Source organism: Microbacterium sp. 71-23, from assembly GCF_001897265.1.
Taxonomy (GTDB): domain Bacteria; phylum Actinomycetota; class Actinomycetes; order Actinomycetales; family Microbacteriaceae; genus Microbacterium; species Microbacterium ginsengisoli.
In genome coordinates this window covers 62,909-83,451 of sequence record NZ_MKSL01000012.1, presented here as the reverse complement: position 1 = coordinate 83,451, position 20,543 = coordinate 62,909, and the positions used below count along the sequence as shown (strand labels likewise).

The window sequence follows — 20,543 nt, the reverse complement described above, 5'->3', positions numbered from 1 at the left end:
GAATGGCGCTGTGCGCGCCGGGGACGTACTATTCACGAGGCCCAAGTCAGGTAAGCCTTACCTCCCATCGACCGAAGGTTCCCGTCATGCCCCGCCGTACCGCACGCCGTCTCGCCGCGGCATCCGCCGTTCTCGCCGTCGCCGTCAGCCTCGCCGCGTGCTCGTCCTCGTCGTCGCCCAGCGCGAGCGCATCCGGCGACATCTCCGGCCAGACCATCACGGTCTACAACGCACAACACGAAGAACTCACCCAGGCATGGGCCGACGCGTTCACGAAGCAGACCGGTGTGAAGGTCGTCCTTCGCAACGGGGACGACTCCGAGCTCGGCAACCAGATCGTGCAAGAGGGCGCCGCATCGCCCGCCGACGTCTTCCTCACGGAGAACTCGCCGGCGATGTCGCTCGTCGAGAAGGCCGGGCTCTTCGCCCCGATCGATGCCTCGACCCTCGACAACGTTCCGGCCGCCTACCGCCCCGCCAGCGGCGACTGGACCGGCATCGCCGCCCGCTCGACGGTGATGGTCTACAACCCGTCGCTCATCTCCGCCGACCAGCTGCCGACGTCGATCATGGACCTCGAGAAGCCGGAGTGGAAGGGCAAGTGGGCGGCATCCCCCACCGGGGCCGATTTCCAGGCGATCGTGTCCGCGATCCTGCAGCAGAAGGGCGTCGATGCGACGACCGCCTGGCTCGACGCGATGAAGCAGAACTCCGTCGCCTACAAGGGCAACTCGACCGTCATGAAGGCCGTCAACTCCGGCCAGGTGCCGCTCGGCATCATCTACCACTACTACTGGTTCATCGATCAGTCGAAGACGAAGGAGAACAGCAACAACACGAAGCTGGCCTACTTCACGAACCAGGACCCGGGCGCCTTCGTCAGCATCTCGGGCGGTGGCGTGCTGAAGTCCAGCACCCACCAGCAGGCGGCACAGGCGTTCATCGCGTTCATCACCTCCGCCGCGGGCCAGCAGGTGCTGCGCGACGGCACCAGCTTCGAGTACGCGATCGGCAGCGGCGTCGCCTCCAACCCGGCGCTGCCGGCGCTCGACACGCTGCAGCCGCCGGCGATCGACCCCTCAACCCTCAACAGCTCGCAGGTCTCCGACCTCATGACCGCGGCGGGGCTGATCTGATCTGACCGCTCTCGCTGCGAGCGCCCCGATCGGCGGCGCGACCCTCCGGCGCCGGGCTCGTCGAGCCCCGGCGCCGCTGGTCGTGCTCACGCTCGTGGTCGCCGCGCTCATGCTCGTGCCCGTCGGCTTCGTCGCCTGGGTCGCGATCGATGAGGGCTGGGCGCAGCTGGCGCCGCTCATCTTCCGGCCGCGGGTCGGCGAGCTGCTGCTGAACACGATCGGCCTGGTCGTGGTGGGGGTTCCGCTGTGCGTGGCCGTCGGGGTGCTCGCCGCATGGGTCGTCGAGCGCACCGCCCTCCCGGGGAGGCGCGTCTGGGCCATCGCGCTCGCTGCTCCGCTCGCGATGCCCGCTTTCGTCAGCAGCTACGGATGGGTGTCGGCGGTGCCCTCCCTCGGCGGACTGTCGGGAGGGCTCCTCGTCGCGGTCGGCGCGTACTATCCCCTCGTCTACCTCCCCGCCCTCGCCGCCCTACGGCGGCTCGACCCGGCGCTCGAGGAGTCCGCCCGCGCGCTCGGGCACGGCCCCGTGCGCACCTTCCTGCGCGTGGCCCTCCCCCAGCTGCGCATCGCGATCCTCGGCGGCGGACTGGTCGTCGGGCTGCACCTGCTCGCCGAGTACGGCGCCTTCGCACTGCTGCGGTTCGACACCTTCACCACCGCGATCGTCAGCCAGTTCCAGTCGACGTTCGCGGGTCCTGCCGCCAACGCACTCGGCGTGGTGCTCGCGCTGCTGTGCCTCGTGCTGCTCGTCGGCGAGGCGTCGGCACGCGGCTCCGCGCGCTACGCACGCATCGGCCGCGGTGCGCCGCGCCCCGCCGTGCCGCACCGACTCGGGTGGCGCGCGGTGCCCGTGGCCCTGGCACTGACCCTCGTGCTCGCACTCGCTGTCGGTGTGCCGGGCGTGAGCCTCGTGCGCTGGGCCCTGCGCCCGGAGGCCTGGGCGGCCGGCGACCTGCTCTCCACCCTCGGGCAGACCCTGATGCTCTCGGCGGGCGGCGCGATCGCGGCGACCATCATCGCCCTGCCCGGCGCGTGGCTCGCGGTGCGGTACCCGGGCCGCATGTCCCGCGTGATCGAAGGCGCGATGTACCTCGCGAGCAGCCTGCCGACGATCATCGTCGCCCTCGCGCTCGTGACGGTCACCCTGCGGGTGCTTCCGGCCGTCTACCAGACGCCGGTCACGGTGATCTCGGCCTACGTCATCGTGTTCCTGCCGCGGGCGCTGGTGAGCTTGCGCACCGGCCTCGCCCAGGTGCCGCGCGGGCTCGAAGAGGCCGCGCGCTCTCTCGGGCGCAGCTCGCTCGGCGCGAAGCTGACGGTCACCGCGCCGCTCATGCTCTCGTCGTTCGGCGCGGCTCTCGCACTCACCGGCCTCGGCTGCGCGAACGAGCTCACGGCGACCCTGCTGCTCGCCCCGGCCGGCACCAGCACGCTCGCGACCCAGTTCTGGTCGGCGACGATCAACGCCGACTTCGCATCGGCCGCACCATATGCGATCCTGCTGATCGCCCTGTCGGTGCCGAGCGTCGCACTGCTCCTCGCCGACGCCCGCCGGAAGAAGACCGCATGACCTCCCTCGACCTCGCCCAGGTGTCGGTGACCCTGGGCGGACACCCCGTGCTGCACGACGTCTCGCTGCGGCTCGCGGACGGAGAGCGTCTCGCCGTCGTCGGCCCCTCGGGCAGTGGCAAGACGACGCTCCTTCGGGCGATCGCCGGCTTCGAGCGCATCACCCGCGGCGAGATCCGACTCGGCGATGATCTGGTCGCCTCCGCCGAGCGTCAGGTCGCGTCGCACCGCCGCCGGGTCGGCTACGTCGCGCAGGACGGCGCCCTCTTCCCCCACCTGACCGCGCGAGCAAACATCGCCTTCGGCCTCGGCGGGGTCGCGCGTGGCGCCCGGGGTGACGCGGTCGCCGCGGCATCCGCTCTCGCCGGCATCGAGCCCGACCTGCTCGAGCGCTATCCGCACGAGATCTCCGGCGGCCAGCAGCAGCGTGTCTCGCTCGCCCGCGCACTCGCGCCCCACCCGCGCGTGCTGCTGCTCGACGAGCCCTTCAGCGCCCTCGACACGGCGCTGCGCGCCCAGGTGCGCACGCAGGTCGTCGATGCCCTCGACCGCGCCGGCGTGACGACGGTGCTCGTCACCCATGATCCCGCCGAAGCGCTCGCCTTCGGCGACGCGATCGCGGTGCTCGACGGCGGACGCCTCCAGCAGGCGGGAAGCTGCGCCGAGGTCTACGCGGCGCCGGCCACGCCGCAGGTCGCGCGCCTGCTCGGCGACACCGTGCTGCTGCCCGCGACACGCGAGGCGGGGTCGGCCCGATGCCCGCTCGGCCTCGTGCCGGTGCGTACGGACGCGGCAGGCGCAGCATCCGCTCTCGTCGTCATGGTGCGTCCCGAGCAGCTTCGACTGACGACGGATGCCACGGCCCCCGCCATGCGCGTGCTCGACGTCGTCGAGACCGGTGGCACCGCCCTCGTCACGGTCGTGTGCGACGACGGCACCGAGGCGCGGGTGCCGCTGCGCGTGTTCGGCGTCGACCTTCCCGCCGTGGGCGACACCGTCGGCGTCGTGGTGGACGGCGCGGGCGTGCTCTACGCGGCCTGAGCGCTCAGCGGCCGGATCGATGCCGCGCGGCTGCCGCGCCGGTCACAGACCGAGGTCGGATGCGGCGACCGGGGCCGTGCCCGCCACGCTGCGCCGCTGACGGATGATCGCGACGACGATCACCATGACCAACGCGAATCCGAGCGACACCCAGCCGCTGCCGACGCCTACCCCTCCCTCGTCGACGGGCTTGCCGAGCCAGTCGGCGACCGAGGCGCCGAGCGGACGGGTGAGCACGTAGGCGAACCAGAACGCGAACACGGCGCCGAAGCGCAGGAAGCGGTAGCCGAGTGCCGGAACGAGGATGAGCACCGCGAACACGAGGATCGACGGAGCGTAGCCGAGTCCCAGGGTCACCGCGGCGAAGTCGCCGACCGCCGTGCCGAGGGCGAAGGTGCCGATGACGGCCGCCCAGTAGAACGCCTCGCGCCGGGTCGTGGTGATCGCGTGCACCGACAGGGTGCGCTCCACCCGCCACCAGACGAGGAAGACGGCCGCGAGGAACACCGCGTAGAGCGTCGCCGACACCGCATACGGAAGGCCCACGACGACGTGAGCGACATCGGCGGCCATCGTGCCGAAGACGCCCACCATCGCGACGGCGAACCAGTAGACCTCGGGCACGTAGCGCCGGCGCGTGAACTGCAGCGCCAGTGCCGCGCAGAACAGCACGAACGCGATCAGCACGGCGACCACCGGCGGCAGCACCCGGATCGAGAAGTCCGACAGCGCCTCGCCCAGCGCCGTCGACGCGGCTTTGGCCACCCAGAACGACGGCGTCGGATCGGGCACGCGCGAGGGCGCGGCATCCGAAGTCGTCGCGCTCATGCGCGCTTGGCCTTCGAGCGCTTCACGAGCGCCCCGATGACGACCGGCGCGACGGTCACGAGCACGATCGCGATGCTGATCCACTCGATGTTGTTGGCGACCCACGGAACCCCGCCGAGCAGGGCGCCGGCGAGCCCGAGAATGCCCGCCCAGATCACGGCGCCGATCGCGTTCCACATCGAGAAGCGGGCACGCGGCATGTCGGAGACGCCCGCCGCGGGCGAGATGTAGGTGCGCACGATCGGCACGAAACGGGCCAGGATGATCGCGCCCACCCCGTAGCGCTCGAAGAAGCCGTGAGCTTCGGCGAGGTACTCAGGCTTGAACAGCCGCGCCCCGGGACGGAAGAGGCGCCGCCCGTAGCGACGACCGATCCAGAACGACAGCTCGGCGCCGACGATCGCGGCGACCGCGGCGATCGCCGCGATCAGCACCCAGGAGGTGTTCAGCGGCACCGCGAGGATCGCCGCGGCGAACAGGAGGCTGTCGCCGGGCAGGAAGGGGAAGAACAGACCGTTCTCGATGAAGACGATGACGGCGACGAGCACGAGGGCGAGGGGACCGAGGCTTCCGAGACTGTCGATGATGTTCACGCGCCCATCCTGGCGGTGCGATTCAAAGAATGCGCCGAGATTCGGGCGTCAGGATGCCGCGGGGCTACGCTCGCGCTGTGAATCCGCCGACCGACCTGCTCCCCTCGCTCGTCGGTGTCGGGGTGCTCGCGGCCGTCACGACGGTCGTGCTCGCCGCCTTCCGCGTGCCGGGCCTGTGGTCGCCGCTGCTGGCGATCGTGCGCGGCGCGGTGCAGCTCGCGGTGATCAGCGTGCTGCTGACCGGACTCATCACCGACGCGAGGCTGATCGCACTGACCCTCGTCGCGATGTTCGTGATCGCGGCGTCGGTGGCGACCGGACGCATCGGATGGTCGCGGCGCCACGCGGCGATGATGACGACATCCATCGTGTCGGGGGTCGTGTTCGCGACGACGATCGTGTTCGCGACCGGTGCGCTCGAGCTGACCGCACGCTACGCGCTGGCGATCGGCGCGATCGTCATCGGCAACGCCATGAGCATCGCGACCCTCACCGGCCGCATGTTCACCCGCGGAATCGTCGACCACTGGGACGAGGTGGAGGGGTGGCTCGCCCTCGGCGCGCGGCCCCGGCAGTCGACCCTGGCGCTGGCGCGGCAGGCCGTGCGCGATGCCCTCATCCCCTCGATCGACCAGACCAAGACGACCGGTCTCGTCGTGCTGCCGGGCGCCTTCGTCGGCGCGATCTTCGGGGGGATCTCGCCGCTGGAGGCGGGCCGGTTCCAGATCGTCGTGCTCGCGGCCATCATGGCGGCCGGGGCGGTCACATCCGTGCTCGTCGCGCTCTGGATGGGACCGGTGCGGGTGAAACCCGCCGACCTGCGCTAGCTGCGGGAATGCGCGAACGCCCCCGGCCCGTACTCGGGCCAGGGGCGCTCCGTCTGTGCGCGGGTCGGCGCGGTCGATGGGTCAGGCGGCGGGAGTCGCGCCCTCGGTCACGGTGACCGCCTCGGCGGCGCCGGCCACGGCCACCTTGCGCGGCTTCGCCTTCTCGCTGACGGGCAGGGTCACACTCAACACGCCGTCGCGGTAGCTCGCCGAGATGGTCTCCGTGTCGATGCCACGCCCGAGCTGCAGCTGGCGCAGGTAGGCGCCGGCTTCCCGCTCGCGGGTGATCCAGCTGACGCCCTCGCCGCTGGGCAGGGTGCGCTCGGCGCGGATGGTGAGCAGCTGTCCGTCGACGTCGACGTCGATCGAACCCGGGTCGACGCCCGGGAGGTCGGCGGTGAGCACGTAGTGGTCGCCGTCGCGGTAGACGTCCATCGGCATCTGGCGCGGACCACGGCGGGTCTGGTCGAGAGTCGTGGTCGCGAAGCGCTCCAGGTCGCGGAGCAGGTCGTAGGTCGCCATGGGTTCTCCTGTGTGAGCGGGGCGGATGCAGCATCCACCCGGGTCTGCGAAAGTTGAGTCTGATTGGCTCAACTAGTGCGAGATTAGCACTCGGGCAGTGAGAGTGCCAGCGAAGGCGGCGGAGTTCACCGACGGCGAAATGGGGAGATCCCGGGGAGGGACCGCTCTATCGCGGTCCGGAGCCCACGACTGCGCATTGTGCACAGTCCCCCGGAGCAGGCCGGCTCGCCGAAGGATGCCACGCCCATCGGCGGACCGAAGACCCTACTTCCGCCCGGCCCGCCCGCCGAACGCGCGGCGAAGGGCTGCCGGCGCTCCTGCACCGGCAGCCCTCTTCGCATGGCGGATCAACTGGCGCCGAGCTTCTCCTTCAGCGCCGCGGTGCGCTCCGCCGCATCGGCCTTGCGCTCGGCCTTGCGCTGCTCACGCGCGTGACGCCGCGCCTCCTTCTCGGCTTCACGGTAGGCCTCCTCGGCGGCCTCCATCTCGTCGAGCACCTCCTCGCGCGGGCGCCGGATGACGACGCCGTCGAGCTTCGCCATCTCACCGTCGACGACCTCACGGGCGTACTCGGTGACCTCGGCGACGAGGGCGGTGCCGCCGATCGGGATGGCACTGCTGATCTGCTCGAGCGCGCCCGCCGAGCGGTCGACGCGCCGCAGATCGAAGGCGCCGCCCACGAGCAGCCCGCCCGTCCAGCCGAGCAGCATGCCGATGGGTCCGCCGATCACGCCGATCAGGAGTCCCACGAGGCTGCCGCCCCAGGTGCCCACGGCGCCGTTGTTGTCGACGCCGTCGGGCATCGAGATGCGCCCGTCGGCGTCGCGGGTGACGACGGCCGCGGCGGCGACGTCGACGCGGCCTTCCATGCCTGCGCCCTTCAGCTCGCTGAGCGCCTGGAAGGCGTTCGAGCGGTCGTCGAAGGTGACGGCGATGATGTTCGATTCGGGCATGACGGTGACCTCCTGATCACGGGGGATGTTCGCGGGCGGTTGTCCCGCATGACCACCACGATCGCGGTGTTCGCGTCGCCGCTCATCGGTCGCTTCGACCACTCTTCACAGCACTCTCTGTGCAGAGTGCACGGTGCGCCTAGGCTGACCGCATGTCCTCCCCGGGTCGGCTGCGCGAGTTCGTGTGCACGCTCGACGGCGCCCCCACGACGGCCGCCTCACTGCCCGACGACGAGCTGGAACGCCTGCATGCCGCACTCGGCGAGGGGCCGGTGCGCTGGGTGGTCGCGACCGTGGACCACACGCTCGGTGTACTGAGAGCGCGGCCCGATGCGGACGCACTCGCACCGTGGCCCCACATGCGCGCCCTCGCCGAGCACGTGCTCGCCGAGGCGATCGAGCGGTGCCTCGCATCGGAACCGACCACCCCCGACGAGCGCCTGGCAGAGCGCGCGTTCGCCGACGACATCGTCGCCCGCGACATTCCGCTGGGGCGAGTCGTCGACACGATGCGCATGATGCAGCATGCGTGGCTCGACGCCCTCGTCTCTCGGGCGGTCGAACTCGGAGGGGCGGCCGAGGTCCCCGCACTCACCCGCGTCGTGACCCAGACCGTCGACGGGTGGGTGGGTGCGTTCATCTCGGCAATCGATGCGGAGCGGCGCCGTGCGTTCCAGTCGGAACACGCACGCCGGCGGGCGATGGTGCGCTCCCTCGTCGCCGGAGAAGCGGTCGACGACCAGGTGGCCTCATCCGTGCTGGGGGTTCCGGTCGAGAGCTGGCATCTGGCGAGCACGATCGGCGCGCCGCCCGGAGCGACGATGACCCCGCGCGCGGTGGACGCGGTCGCCGATGCCGTGCAGCGCGCGGTCGGCACCACGCGCTCGGTGCGGCACGCGACAGGGTCTGGCGAGGTCTGGCTCTGGGTCACGACAGACGGCCCGGTGCGCGTGGAATCCCTCGATGCCCTGCGATTCGACGACACACTGCTCGTCGGCATCGGCGAAGCCCATCCGGGTCGCGCGGGTTTCCGGAGAAGCCATCTCGAGTCACTCGCGGCGCTCGCGGTGAGTCGGGGCGAGCATCGGCGCCGCGGCGCGCTCTACCGCGACGTCGCCCTGCGGGCGCTCCTGCTGCAGGACCCGGAACGGGCGATGTGGTTCGCCGAGACAGTGCTGCAAGACCTGTCGGCAGACACGGACGAGATGGCCGAGCTGCGCGAGACCGTACGAGTGTTCTTCGACACACGCATGCGCATCGCACCCGCCGCCGACCGCCTGTTCATCCATCGGAACACGCTGGTCAGCAGGCTCGAGAAGGCCGAGCGGCTGATGGGTCATCGTCTCATCGAGCGCACCACGGCCACCCAGGCCGCGCTCGAGGTGCGCGCCTCCGAGGCGTTCATCGCGGCCCGCGCGCAGGCCGACTCCTGACGCACTCGAGAACTCACGGACAACGCGAAAACCCCCGGACATCCGGGGGTTTCTGACGGACCCGACGCGGTGGCTTTCGAACCCTTCATGGGAGATTAAGCGCCTCCTCGAATGGATGGCTTCGCGTGAACAGCCCCTCAATTAGCCAACGGTGCCGCGTGTTCGCTGCGCTACGAGACCGGGCGACCGAGTTCTGCGCGACTCGCAATTTGCGCTAGGTCGCGCGCCCAGTGCCACGCAGGACTGTCGTTGCGAACCAAGTATTGGAACCGAGAGTCCGTTTGGGGCAGTCGCGAGATCAGCTCGACCTCAAGCAAGGCGTCGCGTGCGTTCTGAAGACTGCTCATCGTTACGCCGAGTGCCTTGGATACCTGCGTCAACGTGAAGATTCCATCTGCAAGGTCAGCGATCTCAAGCATGAGTTCCAACCGATGACTCTGCCCGAAGGCGGCACGTGACACGCGCCGCAGTGCTTCCCGGGATGGCTCCGTGTCCATACACTACGAATATCACGTAACGCAGATCTCGTAACGGAAAGGTCGTACCGACATGCCAAGGAAGACAGGCATCGAGTGGACCGAGGTCACCTGGAACCCGACCACGGGGTGCGACCGCGTATCGCCGGGCTGCGACCACTGTTACGCCCTCACGCTCGCGAAGCGGTTGAAGGCCATGGGCGCGGAGAAGTACCAGAACGACGGGAACCCTCTGACATCGGGACCCGGGTTCGGGATCACCCTGCATGAGTCAGCCCTAGTTCAGCCATACACCTGGGGTGGGCGCCGAGTCGTATTCGTCAACTCGATGAGCGACTTGTTCCACGCGCGCGTACCGCTCGACTTCGTTCACCGTGTCTTCGATGTCATCAGAGACACACCGCAGCACACCTACCAAGTGCTCACGAAGCGATCGTCCCGGCTACCCCGAGTCGCCGACAAGCTGGACTGGCCGTCAAACCTGTGGATGGGGGTCAGCGTCGAGAACGAAGACCATCTGTACCGGGTCGACCATCTGCGATCAGTACCTGCTGCCGTTCGGTTCTTGTCGTGCGAACCGCTCATCGGACCACTCAAGAATCTGGACCTCAATGGGATCGACTGGGTGATTACCGGCGGAGAGTCCGGCCCTGGGGCTCGACCGCTCGATCCAGATTGGGTCCGCGAGATTCGCGACAACTGCGAGCGGTCTCATGTGCCGTTCTTCCACAAGCAGTGGGGCGGCCGCACTCCGAAGGCGGGCGGCCGAACCCTCGACGGGGTTATCTGGAGCGAGATGCCTCTGCCGTCGGACCGGCAAACGGCCTGATGGTCTGATCGCGCGTCTTTGGCTTCGTCACGCGCGGCAGAACCACACGCTCCGCCGATAGTTGGTCCCATGCACGGTGCAGATGCTTCTCGCGTGCAAGCGTGATCGTTGAGCCGTAAATTTCAGCAATGCTCGTAGCGACAACGAGAGACCCGCGCTCTTGCAGCAGAGCGACGATGTTTCTCTTGATCTCGCGCACCCATTCCTCCTCCAGGCGCGCCTCCGTATCACGATGATCCGCCTCGGACCACGACCCAGCCATGTCCGCCGGAATCAAGCTGCCAGAGTACCTATCGAGATCCTCGCTCAGCGCCAGTCGTCGATTGAATTCCCGCCACTTCTGGTTGGCCGAAGACGCAACGTCGATAAAGATATAGGGCGCTTTGGGGTATCTCGTGAACAGTGTCAGAAAGAAGAGCGGCTGGGCGGATGTGCGTCGCCGAATTGGCACATGCACTGCCCGCAAACCTGTCCGATCAAAAACGGTTTGCTGGTAGATCCGCGAAACTTCCTGAGCTGCCGCCGTCGCACTTGCCGTGTCGTTTGAGCGACGGGCCGCAATGAAAGCGTCTCGCCACCAGTCACCACCGAGGAATTCGTCTGCGCGGCGGAGCGTCTTCACGTCATGCGGCTGCGTCCTGGGGGACATGAGGATGCCTCCGATCCGAGATACCGCTTCAACATTGAAGTTCAAAAGAACTTCTGTTGTCGCCCCTCGCGGCCTTCCGGTGACCGTTTCGATCAACAGATCGCGGGGCAGGGAGACACCGAAAGGATCGAGAAACAAAAGCACTGGATCAGAGCCCGCGGCTCGAATGGCCTCAGGGAGGAAATCCGCCGCGTCACCGTTGAACACTACGTGCTCACCGCCATCACCGACCACGGTGCGAAGCTGATCTGCGTACGTGGGTTTGCGCTCGATGAAGACCCCACGTAGACACACCCTGGCCGACAAGCGATTTGCGAGGTCACATACGATCTGGGGTGACCCTGCGGCCGCGGGCTCGTCACCGATCGCGGCATAGATGCCAGGTCCGGCGTACGCGTCTATAGCCCATACGGTCCCTGACCCCGTCGAACCCGTCATCGTCGCAAACACTGACAGATAGCCCTCAAGGACCGCGTGTTTGAGAACCGCAGCGGGTTTGCGTCCTTGAAAGAAGTCCTCGTTAGCTGTCACTCCGCCCCCAACCGGCGTTCCTCACGCCGCGAGCGCCCCCTGCATTACAGACGTACCAGCTGCGAGAGTGATGAGGCGTTGATCGTAGCGTCAGTGCTCGCCCACGAGAGTAGAGACGCGCTGGCGGCGCACCGTCGACTTGCGGTCCGAGCGTGACCTCGCTGGCCAGCATCGCGCAGCAGAGCTTGACGATGAGGACGGACGCGGAATCACTGGGCAATAGAACATAAATACGACTATGTGAATCCAAGAGGGATGATGGCAGGATGCAGAGAAGCGCGAAGGACGATCAGTCGAACGACAACGAAGCGGCTCGGCCCGACTGGGACCTATTGTTCAAGTCGCCAGCACTGCTTGAATCTTTCGAGGCCGAACGCAACGGCGTCACTCTGCTTACATTCCCCCTGCGCGAGGCAGCAGAATCCGAAGGAGATACGCAAGCCAACGAGGCCTTGGAGGCACTGAGCGCCATCGCCTCGCTCTACGTCGTTCCAGATGACTGGAACCGTGGCTACGGCCCGATGTATCAATCCGGAGAGGGCCGGACGTTCGTGCCCAGTGACCTGACCGATAAGAGCGTATCCGTGCTCGAGGACGTCGTAGAACATGTGCCTCACGACCTCCTTCGCGCTCGCGTCCACGACGTCCTGGCCATCCGCGTCAGTGGTCGTGCCCGTATGGATCACATCCACGCCCACCTCACTGACTTGCTCCGCGTTGGTATCGCTGCGGAGCGGTGGTTTGGTGAACGCGACATGTGGCACCGCGCGATAGAGACGGCGAAGCGCTTCGGTAAGTCCACAAGCACCGAGCTTGCAAGTTTCGAGAACGAACTCCTACGCAACCTCCTCGATGAGCCGATTGAGGACTACTTTCAAGCACAATTGGCGGACGCTCTTGCGAAGCACGGCCTCGGCCGTTCACGAGCAAACGACATCGCTCGCCGCCTCCACGACATCGGAGATTCGTTTGCCGATGACGCAGACAAGGCACGGATTTACTACGAGGCCGCCGGGGACTGGTTCGGTGCCGACGGCGACATGGACGCCCGCGGAGCGGCATACGCGACGGTCATTCGGTCCTACATCGCGGAGGCAGAAGCGCTCGCAAGCGAGAAGGACGGGAACTTGGCCCGTGCCGGCTATCTGCTGGAGCGCGCGCTTCGCGACCTTCGGAAGATCCCTCGCGCCGATCGCGACAAGCTTGGGCTCGGTGACACAGCTTCTATGTTGCCCCGCCGGATTCGTGAGGTAGGCGTGGCCGGACTGGGCAGTATGCACCGGTACGAGTCCGACCCGGTGGACCTGAGCGAGGCTGCACAGGCAGCGAGCAAGCAGGTCGCGGGACACAAGCCCGACAAGGCGCTGCTCATGTTTGCGCTGATCGAAGACTTCGCGTCGTTCGAGAAAGATCGAGCCGACGCAGAAGAACGCCTGAAGCGACATCCCTTCGCAGCCCTGTTCTCGCTGACAACCTACTCAGCAGACGGCCGGGTCGTGAAGCGGTCGGACGGCTCAGGTGGCGCCCCGGTGTTCGGGGTTGACCCAGCGGTCTGGCGGCAAATGGTTCAGGCGCATGTCCTCCGTATCCAGCTGGTTGCAGCAGGGCGGCTCTGGCCTGCCTTCGAGACGCTGACGAACGAACATCACCTGTCCGTCGGCGACTTCATCGCCATCACGGCTGGATCTTCGACCGTGCCACTCGATCACGTCAGACAGTTCGCGCGTGGGCTGTATTACGGCTACACCGGAGACTTCTCAACCGCCGCTCAACTCCTCACGCTTCAGATCGAGCACTTCGTTCGTCACCACCTGCAGAACGCAGGCGTACCCACGACGGCGCGAACCGAGGAAGGCATCGAGAACGAGAAGGGACTGTCAAGCTTGCTTGAGAGCGACAACGTTCACGAGATTTTTGGCGCCGATCTTGCCTACGAACTTCGAGTCCTTTACTTCGATGCCACCGGCCCCAACCTCCGCAACGAAGTCGCCCACGGTTTGCTCACCGACGGGACCGCCGAAGGAGCGGAATCGCTCTACACGTGGTGGCTCGCGCTCCGGATCGTCTTCCTGCAGTTCTGGAACCGAAGCCACGTGCCCGCAGCCAACACGGCACCAGAAGACGTCAGCCCCTCAGATAAAGACGAAGAATAGACCCTGTCCGATGACCTTCGGTCGTCAGTAGGGTCCTATACGTGGATTCCCAGCTCGGAGATGTAGCACCAACGATCGATGATTTTCATCGCATCCACCGCACGCTCGCCGAGATCAAGCGGCGCATGCTCCGAGTGATGGACACGTTCGCGGAAGGACTGCGGCGAGACACGATCGAGCAGGTGGCGCTAGACCTTCGAATGACTCTCGAGTCCATTGTACTTTTGAGCTTCGTCACGCACAGGCCTCTGTCGGAGCAAGTCGAGTCGGCTTTAGCGCGGGCATCAATCTCGGATGCGCGGAAACGCGTGCGCGACCTCAATCCCTCCTATTGGCCCCATCCAGTTGAGGTCGTCGGCACGGATTACGTCGACGTTGAACACGGCTACCTGAGGGAGAAAGATTGGGGACGGGCTTTCGGTGACGTAAGCACAGTGCTCCACGCCCCAAACCCGTTCGCGTACTCTGACCGACGTGAGTTCGTGGAGCCACTCACCGAACTAGCCAAAAAGCTTCTTACCCTCACAGATCTTTTCATCATCGATCTCGCGGACACCGGTCTCGGCATCCTCTGTGTGATCGGATACGACTATGTGAACCGCCCTCCCGATGTTCGGGTCATGCTCAGTCAAGAAAAGTGGCCTCGGGAAGTTGAAACTGCGATCCGAATGTCCCACCAACAAGCAAGTGCGGGGCCTGCCTATCAAGCGTCAGCGGAGGCGACCCCGTGACTATGTAGGCTCGGCGTCTTCGCTGTGCTGACGTGCGTCAAAAGGCGTCGCTAGCGCGTTGCCATTGCAAAGAGTGCCGACACGACGAGCGCGACAAAGATCCCGAACTCCAGCACGGCGAGTCGACGCGAGAGCGTGGATTTGCCCCGCTCAGCCCGCAGGAATGCGTCAACTGCCAGCACTATTGCAATTGCCTCAGAGAATATCTGACCTGCGAGATCCCTCGAGATTTGGAAGCCAAGCGCGGCTGCGAGTGGACCTACTGTTGCAAACCAGAGAGCCAACGTCGTCGCTCTGGAAGGGGCGGGGATGGTCTGCGACCTTGCGACTGCCCGCCTATTCGCGGCACCAACAAGCCCCCGCAGAGTGATCCCGGCCACCCCGAGAGCGATGGTTACAGGATAGGGAAGGATGCCGATGCTCGACAGGGCAATCGCCGCGACTATGGAGCCGCCAACGTAGAGCACTTGTCCCCTCGTCGAAACGGCGATTGTCGGGTCCAGGATGGGCTCGGTAGCTTCCATTTCAAATACGGGCATGAGTGACTCCCTTCATTCTCCGGCTACTAGCATCGGACAACGATCCACATGGAGTTCACCATGAACACGTTGAGTCCAGTTATCGCGATGATCGGAATATTCTGCTGGATGCAATTTCCGCCTGACGCGGCGCTCTGAATGCGAGGGAAGATCAGACTGCCGACGAATCCCATCGCACTCGCGCAGACCGCCTTTCCTGCCACGGTGGGTACGTACCCGCATATCAATGCCGCTGCGGTGGTGCTAGATGTACCCAGGCCCGCACTTGCAAGCGAGGTCGCCAGTCGCTTGGTCTCCGTCTTCGTGAACTTCTGGCACGTCGCTGGGTACCAGCCCCAGATGAAGCACAGCGAAATTGAAGGATCTGCGGTCACCGGGAAGGCTTGAACCGCCGAGAGGTCGACGAACTGAATCAGCTTGCTTCCGTCCACCTCGTAACGCGTTGGAACCTCGTTTCCGTTTGCATCACGAGCCCACGCCGACGCAATACTGCCGACCGTATATTCAGTGGTGTCAGTCGACTGCCCCGTGGGATCGAGTCGTGCCAGAGAAGAACGTAGCGATACTGAACCATCCGATTCCAGCTCGGGTGTCAGTCGAGGATCGATCTGAAAGGTGTACTGGCTGGGCGACGAAGCGTCCGGGATGACAACGCTCTGCTGCAGAACGCCATCGCCCACCGTGATCGACAGCGAGGGCCCTCCGTCGTGTCCCACGTATGACACACTGCCGTCACTCGCGATCACTCCGGAGGCGACATCAACCTCCTCCGGCGTGGACAACGTGATCGGATCGGGTAGTGACGTGTTTATCTGGATTGATGCCGCAGCATCGGACGGAACGACCACGCCTTCCGCCGGTGCGGCATACCCGTCGGCTGTCGACGTGATCGGAACCGAGTCGACTGCCGCGCCGGCCGCTTCAGCTGCGGTACTGGCTGATGCAGCGACCTGATCAGCGTCAGCCGTGTCGTCTGCCCGAGCTGCGGAAGGCGCCAAAGCACCTGTCACGAGCGCCAAGACGATCGCCAAGACGAGCATCGTCCATTGGTTAGCCCTCGCGAGTACGGAATGACGCATAACCCCCCCCCCCTTGCGCCGCTCCCCCCGGAGCGATCGAGATGACGCTATCCGCAATTCGAGACCTTTGATGTAGGTAGATCGGGGGACAAATTGGGGACGCCTGAACCCGTTTTCCCCGATACCAATGTTGAGGCGATGATCATCTCGGAAGGAGTCCGTGAGATGCCTGCCGTTGTGGGCGAGTACATTGATGCTGGCCAGCCTGCCAGGACGGCTGGGCGTCGCCAGCTCCAGCGGATACTCACGGACATGGCCAGCCTTGGCACTAGCGTCGACTACGTCATCACCGTTCGGTGCGAAGCCTGAAGGCGTGGCCGCTAATAGTGGAAGTTCAGTTTCCACTCCGTCAAATTGGTGTTTCCGCTATGCGTAACCAATGAGCGAGGGCGTTCTCGATCTGGGAGCCCGCGACCATCGCTTGTCTCCGAAATGACTACATACGAAGTCGCACAGATTCACTGAGGGTCACCGTTCTCCAGGAGTATGGCCCGTGCATCCTAAGGCGAGAGCATTACCAAGATGCGGTTGGGTACTTTCGCCCGGCAATTGCACAACACGTGTAGATAAAGGACCAACTTCGCGCGCCGAGACCCGATTCATGCGGTCGCACCGAACGCGAAGGAGCCGACCCCACTGTGGGAGCCAGCTCCTTCGCACTAGATCGCTAGACGCGCTTTCGATGCAGCCGACGAACGAGCAGCAGTGTTCCGATGCCACAAGGGGGCGTGAGGAACGATCGCGAGCACCCTCATTACGTCAAGGGCACCGTTTACTGCGGAGGATGCGGCAACCGTCTGGTCTACAGCGAGCACGTCAATCGGCACGGGAAGCTCTACCGGTATTACCGATGCCTCGGGCGGGTGGCGAAACTAGCTCCCTGCACCCGTCCCTAAGTTCGGGTCGAGAACGTCGATCGGGGTGTCGAGGACTTCTACCACCGCCTCCACTTCTCGGAGGAGCAGATTCTCGCCATTCGAGCAGCGGTGAAGTCTGAGGCAGCGAACAGCCAAGCCGACGCCGAATTCACCCTTGACGAGGCCCGTCGTCGCGTCCGGGCTGTCAAAGACGAACAAGCCGTCCTGATGAAGGCGCACTACGCCGGAGCTGTCCCCGTCGACGTGCTCAAGACAGAGATGGAACGAACGACACGGGAACTGGAAGCTGCCGGGAAACAGACGGCGACGGCTGCCCGAACCCTCAAACAGACCGATGAGCAACTCGAACGAGCCCTCAATGTCGCACGGTTGTGCCGCGAGCAGTATGCAACCGCTACTGACGCAGAACGACGCCTCGTGAACCAAGGTCTCTTCAAGAAGATGTTCATCGCAGAGGACGGCTCGGTCGAAGAGGCTGAAGTGCAAGACATCTTCGCGGGCATCCTGTCGAGGGATGAGACGGTGACGGTGGAAGAGCGGGACAAGGTAGTGGTGCCGGTCCCCCAGCAGACCGGCGAGACCGTGTCACCCGATGGACCTGACGGACGGTTGGTACCTGCCACGGAGTGGGGAACACGCCCAGAACGGCGCTGGAGCCCTTCTGCGGTGCTTCTGAGCGCTCAGATGACCAAGAGTGTGGGGCAAACGAAAACCCCGCGGAAACTATCGTTTTCGCGGGGTTCGCATAAGACACTTTTGGCGGAGACGGAGGGATTTGAACCCTCCCAAGACGGACACGGCGACGGATATGTGCCGAGATTCCGCGGGTTCTCAGCCCCAACAATGCCAACGGAATCGGACGAAAAGCGGCAATCGTTGACAGCGTCAACACTGCTGAGTTAGAGGCTCGCACGGCACCGCGTGATCTGCTCGAGCGCTGCGGTCTTGTAGTTGTCGAACACTGAGGCGTGACGTACGGAGCATGGATGACTTGCCGAATGTCAGGCGTACCACCTATGTTCGAACACATGTTCGATAAACGGGGGGTAACGGGGATGACGGCAGGGCAGGCTCTCGAGTTGGCGATCAAGCTGGGGGTCCCTCCGTCACTAATCCTTGACGTGCTTCATCGCGTCATCGAGAAGCCCACCCGCCGAGACGCCTAGGGCATCCGCGATCTTGAAGAGCACAGACAGCGGCGCGTCACGCTCTCCCTTGAGGTAGCGGCGAAGAGTGACGGCCGGGATTCCCGCGGCGGCGGCGAGGGCGACGTCAGACATTCGAGCTCTCGCCTGCGCGGCACGAAGCTCAGCGGCTGCCGCCTCCACATATTTGTCCATGTGGCTCACATTATCGCCATATTGGATCATTTGAAAATCCGAATAGGGCACGAAGCCAACTTGACGTGATCCATTTGGGCAACTAGATTTGCTGCATGGATCACTCACCAGCTCAGGAGCTCGCGGACAAGGTCGCCGCCAGCATCCTTCGATCCGGTCGCAAGAAGGCGGCAGTTGCCTCCGCAGCCGGCATCCCTCAGACGACCTTCAACCGCAAGATCAACGGCCACACCGAGTTCACGTTCGGCGAACTTCTCCGCATCGCTCAGGCGATCGACGTGCCCCCGTCGACGTTCACGCCGCAGGCATTCCTCTCCGCGGTCGCGTGATGAGCGAGGCCCTGCTGACCCTCCAAGAGGTCGCGGTGGCGCTGGGCGTGCCGTACGAGATCGTCCGCGAGAACGTCTACGCGGGCCGCTGGCCGCACTCGAAGTTCAGCCCGAGGATCCGCCGGATGTCCGCCGACGACGTCGAACGCGTGCGCGCGATGACGCATCACGAGCCGAGCGACCCGACCCGGTCGGAATCGCACGCTCGCACGAAGCGCATCCGCGATCTGATGCGCGCGGTCTGACCCCAGAAAGCAGAAACCCGCCGGCTGGTACCCGGCGGGCCTCACAAGAGAGGAGCCATACAGGTGGCTCAGGAACAGATTCTAGGCCGTGAGGCCTTCGATGTCGTGGACATCGCGGAGGGCTTGCGGGATCTCGCGAGCGTGGTGGCGACGTTCCCGGACGGGAACCCGCTGATGCAGTACCCGGCTGTGCCCGTGCCGCTCGTCGTGCCGGTGGAGTCGGTGGACGCGGTGGCCGCGTGGGCGTTGAACCTCGGTGTTCCGGTCGAGTCGTGGACCGCCCCGACCGGGTTCGTGCACGTCTCTGCGGCTCGCGAGTTCGGTGCGGTCGAGTTCAAGGTCTTCTACATCGTCGAGCCGGTGCGGACTCTGATGCGCCCGTCGGGTGTGACAGAGGCGTTCGAGGCGGTGGAGGTCGCGTGATGGATGCCGCCAAGATGCCCGCACGCCGCACCGACAAGGCGCGGGCGCGCGCGGTCCTCGCGACCCGCGTGGACGCGGCCGCACAGAAGGTCGCCCCCTACATGCTCGGCCTGGCGCTCGCGGTGGCGATGCTCGCGGTGGTGACCCGGTGAGCGTCCCGCAGATCGTGATGGCCGGCGACAGCCCGCGTGCGCGCCTGTTCGACCCGGTCGAGTCCCACGAAGCCGCGGACGCGTCCACGACGTCCGTCGCCGCCTCCCAGGCCGCGGTGCTCGCTGTGCTCGAGTTCGGGATCGCCCTGACCGACAAGCAGATCGTCGTCGAGATCCGCCGCACCGGGCAACGGTTCTCGGACTCCCGTGTCCGCTCGGCCCGCAGCGAGCTCGAACGCGACGGACGCGTCCACAAGGCCGGAAGGGTGAAGCAAGACGGCGTCCACGCGAGCGTGTGGCGGATCGGTCCGGCCCTTCCCTACCAGGCGCGGGTGGAGGACATCCACGACCGACTCACCGCCGCAGGCCTGACCCGCACGGATCAGCAGATCTCCACCGCGATCACCAACGCGTGGGACTCGTACCGGGACCGGCACGACACGGAACCCGACCTCGACATCGAAGACGCCCGCCGCCCGAACACGTGGCCCGACCTCCTCTGGGAGATCTTCGACAGCCTCGAGGTCGACTTCGAGGAGAACCGCCTCTACGACCGGATGGGCGGTGACCCGCTGTGACCGATATCGCCCCGTTCATCGGGATCAGCGTGTTCGTCACCGTCCTCGTGGTGAGCGCCTGGGTCCTCGACCTTCGCCAGGACGAGAGGGACCACCGATGACCTCACTGATCCTCCTGCTGGCCGGGATGCTCCTTCTTCCATTCGCGATCGGCGACCGCCCCCTCAACGGCCTCGACCTGATCACTCTCCTCCTCTTCATCGCTGCGGGACTCGCCCGCGCGACCACCAGACGAAAGGCACAACGATGACCATCCCCGCCATCAAGGGGTTCAACCCCGACCTGACTTGCCGCGGATTCCAGTTCGCGGAAGGGAAGTCGTTCACGCACGACGGGCCGGTCCGCGTGTGCAGCTCCGGGTTCCACGCGGTGACGATGCCGCTGGATGTTCTCCGCTACTACCCGCCGAACAAGTCCGTCTACCACCAGGTCGAACTCGAAGACGTGCAGACCCACTCGGAGGACTCTAAGGTCGCGGGCAAGACGATCCGCATCGGTGCGCGGATCGAGTTGCCCGCGTTGATCAAGGCGCAGATCGAGTTCGTCTTCAAGAACTCGAAGAAGGTCGACGGCGCTTCGTCGACGGAGGCGCGCACTCAGGTCGGCACTGACATCGAGCACGGTGCGGCGACGGTGTCCGGGTACTCCGGTGCGGCGACGGCGTCCGGGGACTACGGTGCGGCGACGGCGTCCGGGCGCTACGGTGCGG

24 protein-coding genes are annotated in these 20,543 nt (G+C 65.8%); 16 read left to right on the top strand and 8 right to left on the bottom strand.

Going from position 1 to position 20,543, the window contains the following annotated elements:
• Positions 1-86: 86 nt before the first annotated feature.
• From BGO15_RS04650 to BGO15_RS04640, 3 genes are all read left to right on the top strand, one after another.
• A complete protein-coding gene (locus tag BGO15_RS04650; RefSeq protein WP_056208044.1) occupies positions 87-1,136 on the top strand; it encodes an iron ABC transporter substrate-binding protein in 1,050 nt (349 codons plus the stop codon).
• Between the two features lie 109 nt (positions 1,137-1,245).
• Positions 1,246-2,706, top strand: a complete 1,461-nt coding sequence (locus BGO15_RS04645; protein ID WP_082483142.1) for an ABC transporter permease — start codon at positions 1,246-1,248, stop codon at positions 2,704-2,706.
• A complete protein-coding gene (locus BGO15_RS04640; protein ID WP_056208039.1) occupies positions 2,703-3,746 on the top strand; it encodes an ABC transporter ATP-binding protein in 1,044 nt (347 codons plus the stop codon). The genes BGO15_RS04645 and BGO15_RS04640 overlap by 4 nt, the downstream gene beginning before the upstream one ends.
• 42 nt (positions 3,747-3,788) lie before the next feature.
• Here BGO15_RS04640 and BGO15_RS04635 read toward each other — a convergent pair whose 3' ends face one another.
• Together BGO15_RS04635 and BGO15_RS04630 are read right to left on the bottom strand one after the other, a co-directional pair.
• Positions 3,789-4,574 (bottom strand): COG4705 family protein, encoded by a 786-nt coding sequence (locus BGO15_RS04635; protein ID WP_045247150.1) that lies wholly within the window; start codon positions 4,572-4,574, stop codon positions 3,789-3,791.
• A complete protein-coding gene (locus BGO15_RS04630; RefSeq protein ID WP_045247149.1) occupies positions 4,571-5,167 on the bottom strand; it encodes a DedA family protein in 597 nt (198 codons plus the stop codon). The genes BGO15_RS04635 and BGO15_RS04630 overlap by 4 nt, the downstream gene beginning before the upstream one ends.
• A gap of 77 nt (positions 5,168-5,244) precedes the next feature.
• Between BGO15_RS04630 and BGO15_RS04625 the strand changes: the two genes are divergently transcribed.
• Positions 5,245-5,994: an ABC transporter permease gene (locus BGO15_RS04625; protein WP_235557401.1), complete on the top strand. Its 750-nt coding sequence runs from the start codon at positions 5,245-5,247 to the stop codon at positions 5,992-5,994.
• An 81-nt stretch (positions 5,995-6,075) separates the two neighbouring features.
• Here the strand turns inward: BGO15_RS04625 and BGO15_RS04620 are convergent, their stop codons facing one another.
• Positions 6,076-6,516 (bottom strand): Hsp20/alpha crystallin family protein, encoded by a 441-nt coding sequence (locus BGO15_RS04620; protein WP_045247147.1) that lies wholly within the window; start codon positions 6,514-6,516, stop codon positions 6,076-6,078.
• Positions 6,517-6,863: 347 nt separating this feature from the next.
• Positions 6,864-7,469 carry a DUF1269 domain-containing protein gene (locus tag BGO15_RS04615; RefSeq protein ID WP_056208030.1) on the bottom strand — a complete coding sequence of 202 codons (606 nt, stop codon included), beginning with the start codon at positions 7,467-7,469 and terminating at the stop codon, positions 6,864-6,866.
• A 152-nt stretch (positions 7,470-7,621) separates the two neighbouring features.
• On the opposite strand from BGO15_RS04615, the gene BGO15_RS04610 reads away from it, so the two are divergent.
• Positions 7,622-8,902, top strand: coding sequence for a PucR family transcriptional regulator (locus BGO15_RS04610; protein ID WP_056519031.1), 1,281 nt, complete (start codon positions 7,622-7,624; stop codon positions 8,900-8,902).
• A gap of 549 nt (positions 8,903-9,451) precedes the next feature.
• Positions 9,452-10,207, top strand: coding sequence for a DUF5131 family protein (locus BGO15_RS04605; RefSeq protein ID WP_056519451.1), 756 nt, complete (start codon positions 9,452-9,454; stop codon positions 10,205-10,207).
• Here the strand turns inward: BGO15_RS04605 and tcmP are convergent.
• Positions 10,161-11,387, bottom strand: a complete 1,227-nt coding sequence (tcmP, locus tag BGO15_RS04600; protein ID WP_273189460.1) for a three-Cys-motif partner protein TcmP — start codon at positions 11,385-11,387, stop codon at positions 10,161-10,163. The two genes, BGO15_RS04605 and tcmP, sit on opposite strands and share 47 nt — an antisense overlap.
• Positions 11,388-11,653: 266 nt before the next feature.
• Between tcmP and BGO15_RS04595 the strand changes: the two genes are divergently transcribed.
• Together BGO15_RS04595 and BGO15_RS04590 are read left to right on the top strand one after the other, a co-directional pair.
• Positions 11,654-13,540 (top strand): DUF7380 domain-containing protein, encoded by a 1,887-nt coding sequence (locus BGO15_RS04595; protein WP_056519237.1) that lies wholly within the window; start codon positions 11,654-11,656, stop codon positions 13,538-13,540.
• A 41-nt stretch (positions 13,541-13,581) separates the two neighbouring features.
• Complete coding sequence (locus BGO15_RS04590; protein WP_156454767.1) at positions 13,582-14,271, top strand: hypothetical protein; 690 nt, start codon at positions 13,582-13,584, stop codon at positions 14,269-14,271.
• A gap of 50 nt (positions 14,272-14,321) precedes the next feature.
• On the opposite strand, the gene BGO15_RS04585 is transcribed toward BGO15_RS04590, so the two are convergent.
• Entirely contained in the window at positions 14,322-14,810 is a 489-nt protein-coding gene (locus BGO15_RS04585; protein ID WP_156454768.1) for a hypothetical protein, read from the bottom strand.
• Positions 14,811-14,836: 26 nt separating this feature from the next.
• Positions 14,837-15,841, bottom strand: coding sequence for a hypothetical protein (locus BGO15_RS04580; RefSeq protein ID WP_156454769.1), 1,005 nt, complete (start codon positions 15,839-15,841; stop codon positions 14,837-14,839).
• A gap of 1,034 nt (positions 15,842-16,875) precedes the next feature.
• On the opposite strand from BGO15_RS04580, the gene BGO15_RS04575 reads away from it, so the two are divergent.
• Positions 16,876-17,670 (top strand): hypothetical protein, encoded by a 795-nt coding sequence (locus BGO15_RS04575; protein WP_156454770.1) that lies wholly within the window; start codon positions 16,876-16,878, stop codon positions 17,668-17,670.
• A gap of 206 nt (positions 17,671-17,876) precedes the next feature.
• Here BGO15_RS04575 and BGO15_RS04570 read toward each other — a convergent pair whose 3' ends face one another.
• Entirely contained in the window at positions 17,877-18,107 is a 231-nt protein-coding gene (locus BGO15_RS04570; protein WP_268768733.1) for a helix-turn-helix domain-containing protein, read from the bottom strand.
• Between the two features lie 95 nt (positions 18,108-18,202).
• Here BGO15_RS04570 and BGO15_RS04565 point away from each other — a divergent pair, with 95 nt between their 5' ends.
• From BGO15_RS04565 to BGO15_RS04535, 7 genes are all read left to right on the top strand, one after another.
• Complete coding sequence (locus BGO15_RS04565) at positions 18,203-18,436, top strand: helix-turn-helix domain-containing protein (protein ID WP_056206606.1); 234 nt, start codon at positions 18,203-18,205, stop codon at positions 18,434-18,436.
• The gene (locus BGO15_RS04560) at positions 18,436-18,681 is read left to right on the top strand and encodes a hypothetical protein (protein WP_056519241.1); all 246 of its coding nucleotides are present in this window, start codon (positions 18,436-18,438) and stop codon (positions 18,679-18,681) included. Before BGO15_RS04565 ends, BGO15_RS04560 begins: the two co-directional genes overlap by 1 nt.
• Positions 18,682-18,744: 63 nt before the next feature.
• The gene (locus BGO15_RS04555) at positions 18,745-19,104 is read left to right on the top strand and encodes a hypothetical protein (RefSeq protein ID WP_156454772.1); all 360 of its coding nucleotides are present in this window, start codon (positions 18,745-18,747) and stop codon (positions 19,102-19,104) included.
• Complete coding sequence (locus BGO15_RS04550; RefSeq protein WP_156454773.1) at positions 19,104-19,256, top strand: hypothetical protein; 153 nt, start codon at positions 19,104-19,106, stop codon at positions 19,254-19,256. Before BGO15_RS04555 ends, BGO15_RS04550 begins: the two co-directional genes overlap by 1 nt.
• On the top strand, positions 19,253-19,834 hold the full coding sequence (locus BGO15_RS04545) for a hypothetical protein (protein WP_056519249.1): 582 nt from the start codon (positions 19,253-19,255) through the stop codon (positions 19,832-19,834). Before BGO15_RS04550 ends, BGO15_RS04545 begins: the two co-directional genes overlap by 4 nt.
• 97 nt (positions 19,835-19,931) lie before the next feature.
• A complete protein-coding gene (locus BGO15_RS04540; protein ID WP_156454774.1) occupies positions 19,932-20,084 on the top strand; it encodes a hypothetical protein in 153 nt (50 codons plus the stop codon).
• The coding region (locus tag BGO15_RS04535) for a DUF7666 domain-containing protein (protein WP_286747402.1) at positions 20,081-20,543 on the top strand (463 nt) is incomplete at its 3' end. The genes BGO15_RS04540 and BGO15_RS04535, both read left to right, overlap by 4 nt.

Excerpts from the sequence above, each read along its gene's own strand:
- BGO15_RS04650 (WP_056208044.1), top strand. The coding sequence starts at position 87 with ATGCCCCGCCGTACCGCACGCCGTCTCGCCGCGGCATCCGCCGTTCTC.
- BGO15_RS04645 (WP_082483142.1), top strand. The coding sequence starts at position 1,246 with ATGCTCGTGCCCGTCGGCTTCGTCGCCTGGGTCGCGATCGATGAGGGC.
- BGO15_RS04640 (WP_056208039.1), top strand. The coding sequence starts at position 2,703 with ATGACCTCCCTCGACCTCGCCCAGGTGTCGGTGACCCTGGGCGGACAC.
- BGO15_RS04635 (WP_045247150.1), bottom strand. The coding sequence starts at position 4,574 with ATGAGCGCGACGACTTCGGATGCCGCGCCCTCGCGCGTGCCCGATCCG.
- BGO15_RS04620 (WP_045247147.1), bottom strand. The coding sequence starts at position 6,516 with ATGGCGACCTACGACCTGCTCCGCGACCTGGAGCGCTTCGCGACCACG.
- BGO15_RS04615 (WP_056208030.1), bottom strand. The coding sequence starts at position 7,469 with ATGCCCGAATCGAACATCATCGCCGTCACCTTCGACGACCGCTCGAAC.
- BGO15_RS04610 (WP_056519031.1), top strand. The coding sequence starts at position 7,622 with ATGTCCTCCCCGGGTCGGCTGCGCGAGTTCGTGTGCACGCTCGACGGC.
- BGO15_RS04605 (WP_056519451.1), top strand. The coding sequence starts at position 9,452 with ATGCCAAGGAAGACAGGCATCGAGTGGACCGAGGTCACCTGGAACCCG.
- BGO15_RS04595 (WP_056519237.1), top strand. The coding sequence starts at position 11,654 with ATGCAGAGAAGCGCGAAGGACGATCAGTCGAACGACAACGAAGCGGCT.
- BGO15_RS04585 (WP_156454768.1), bottom strand. The coding sequence starts at position 14,810 with ATGCCCGTATTTGAAATGGAAGCTACCGAGCCCATCCTGGACCCGACA.
- BGO15_RS04570 (WP_268768733.1), bottom strand. The coding sequence starts at position 18,107 with ATGGACAAATATGTGGAGGCGGCAGCCGCTGAGCTTCGTGCCGCGCAG.
- BGO15_RS04565 (WP_056206606.1), top strand. The coding sequence starts at position 18,203 with ATGGATCACTCACCAGCTCAGGAGCTCGCGGACAAGGTCGCCGCCAGC.
- BGO15_RS04560 (WP_056519241.1), top strand. The coding sequence starts at position 18,436 with ATGAGCGAGGCCCTGCTGACCCTCCAAGAGGTCGCGGTGGCGCTGGGC.
- BGO15_RS04550 (WP_156454773.1), top strand. The coding sequence starts at position 19,104 with ATGGATGCCGCCAAGATGCCCGCACGCCGCACCGACAAGGCGCGGGCG.
- BGO15_RS04540 (WP_156454774.1), top strand. The coding sequence starts at position 19,932 with ATGACCTCACTGATCCTCCTGCTGGCCGGGATGCTCCTTCTTCCATTC.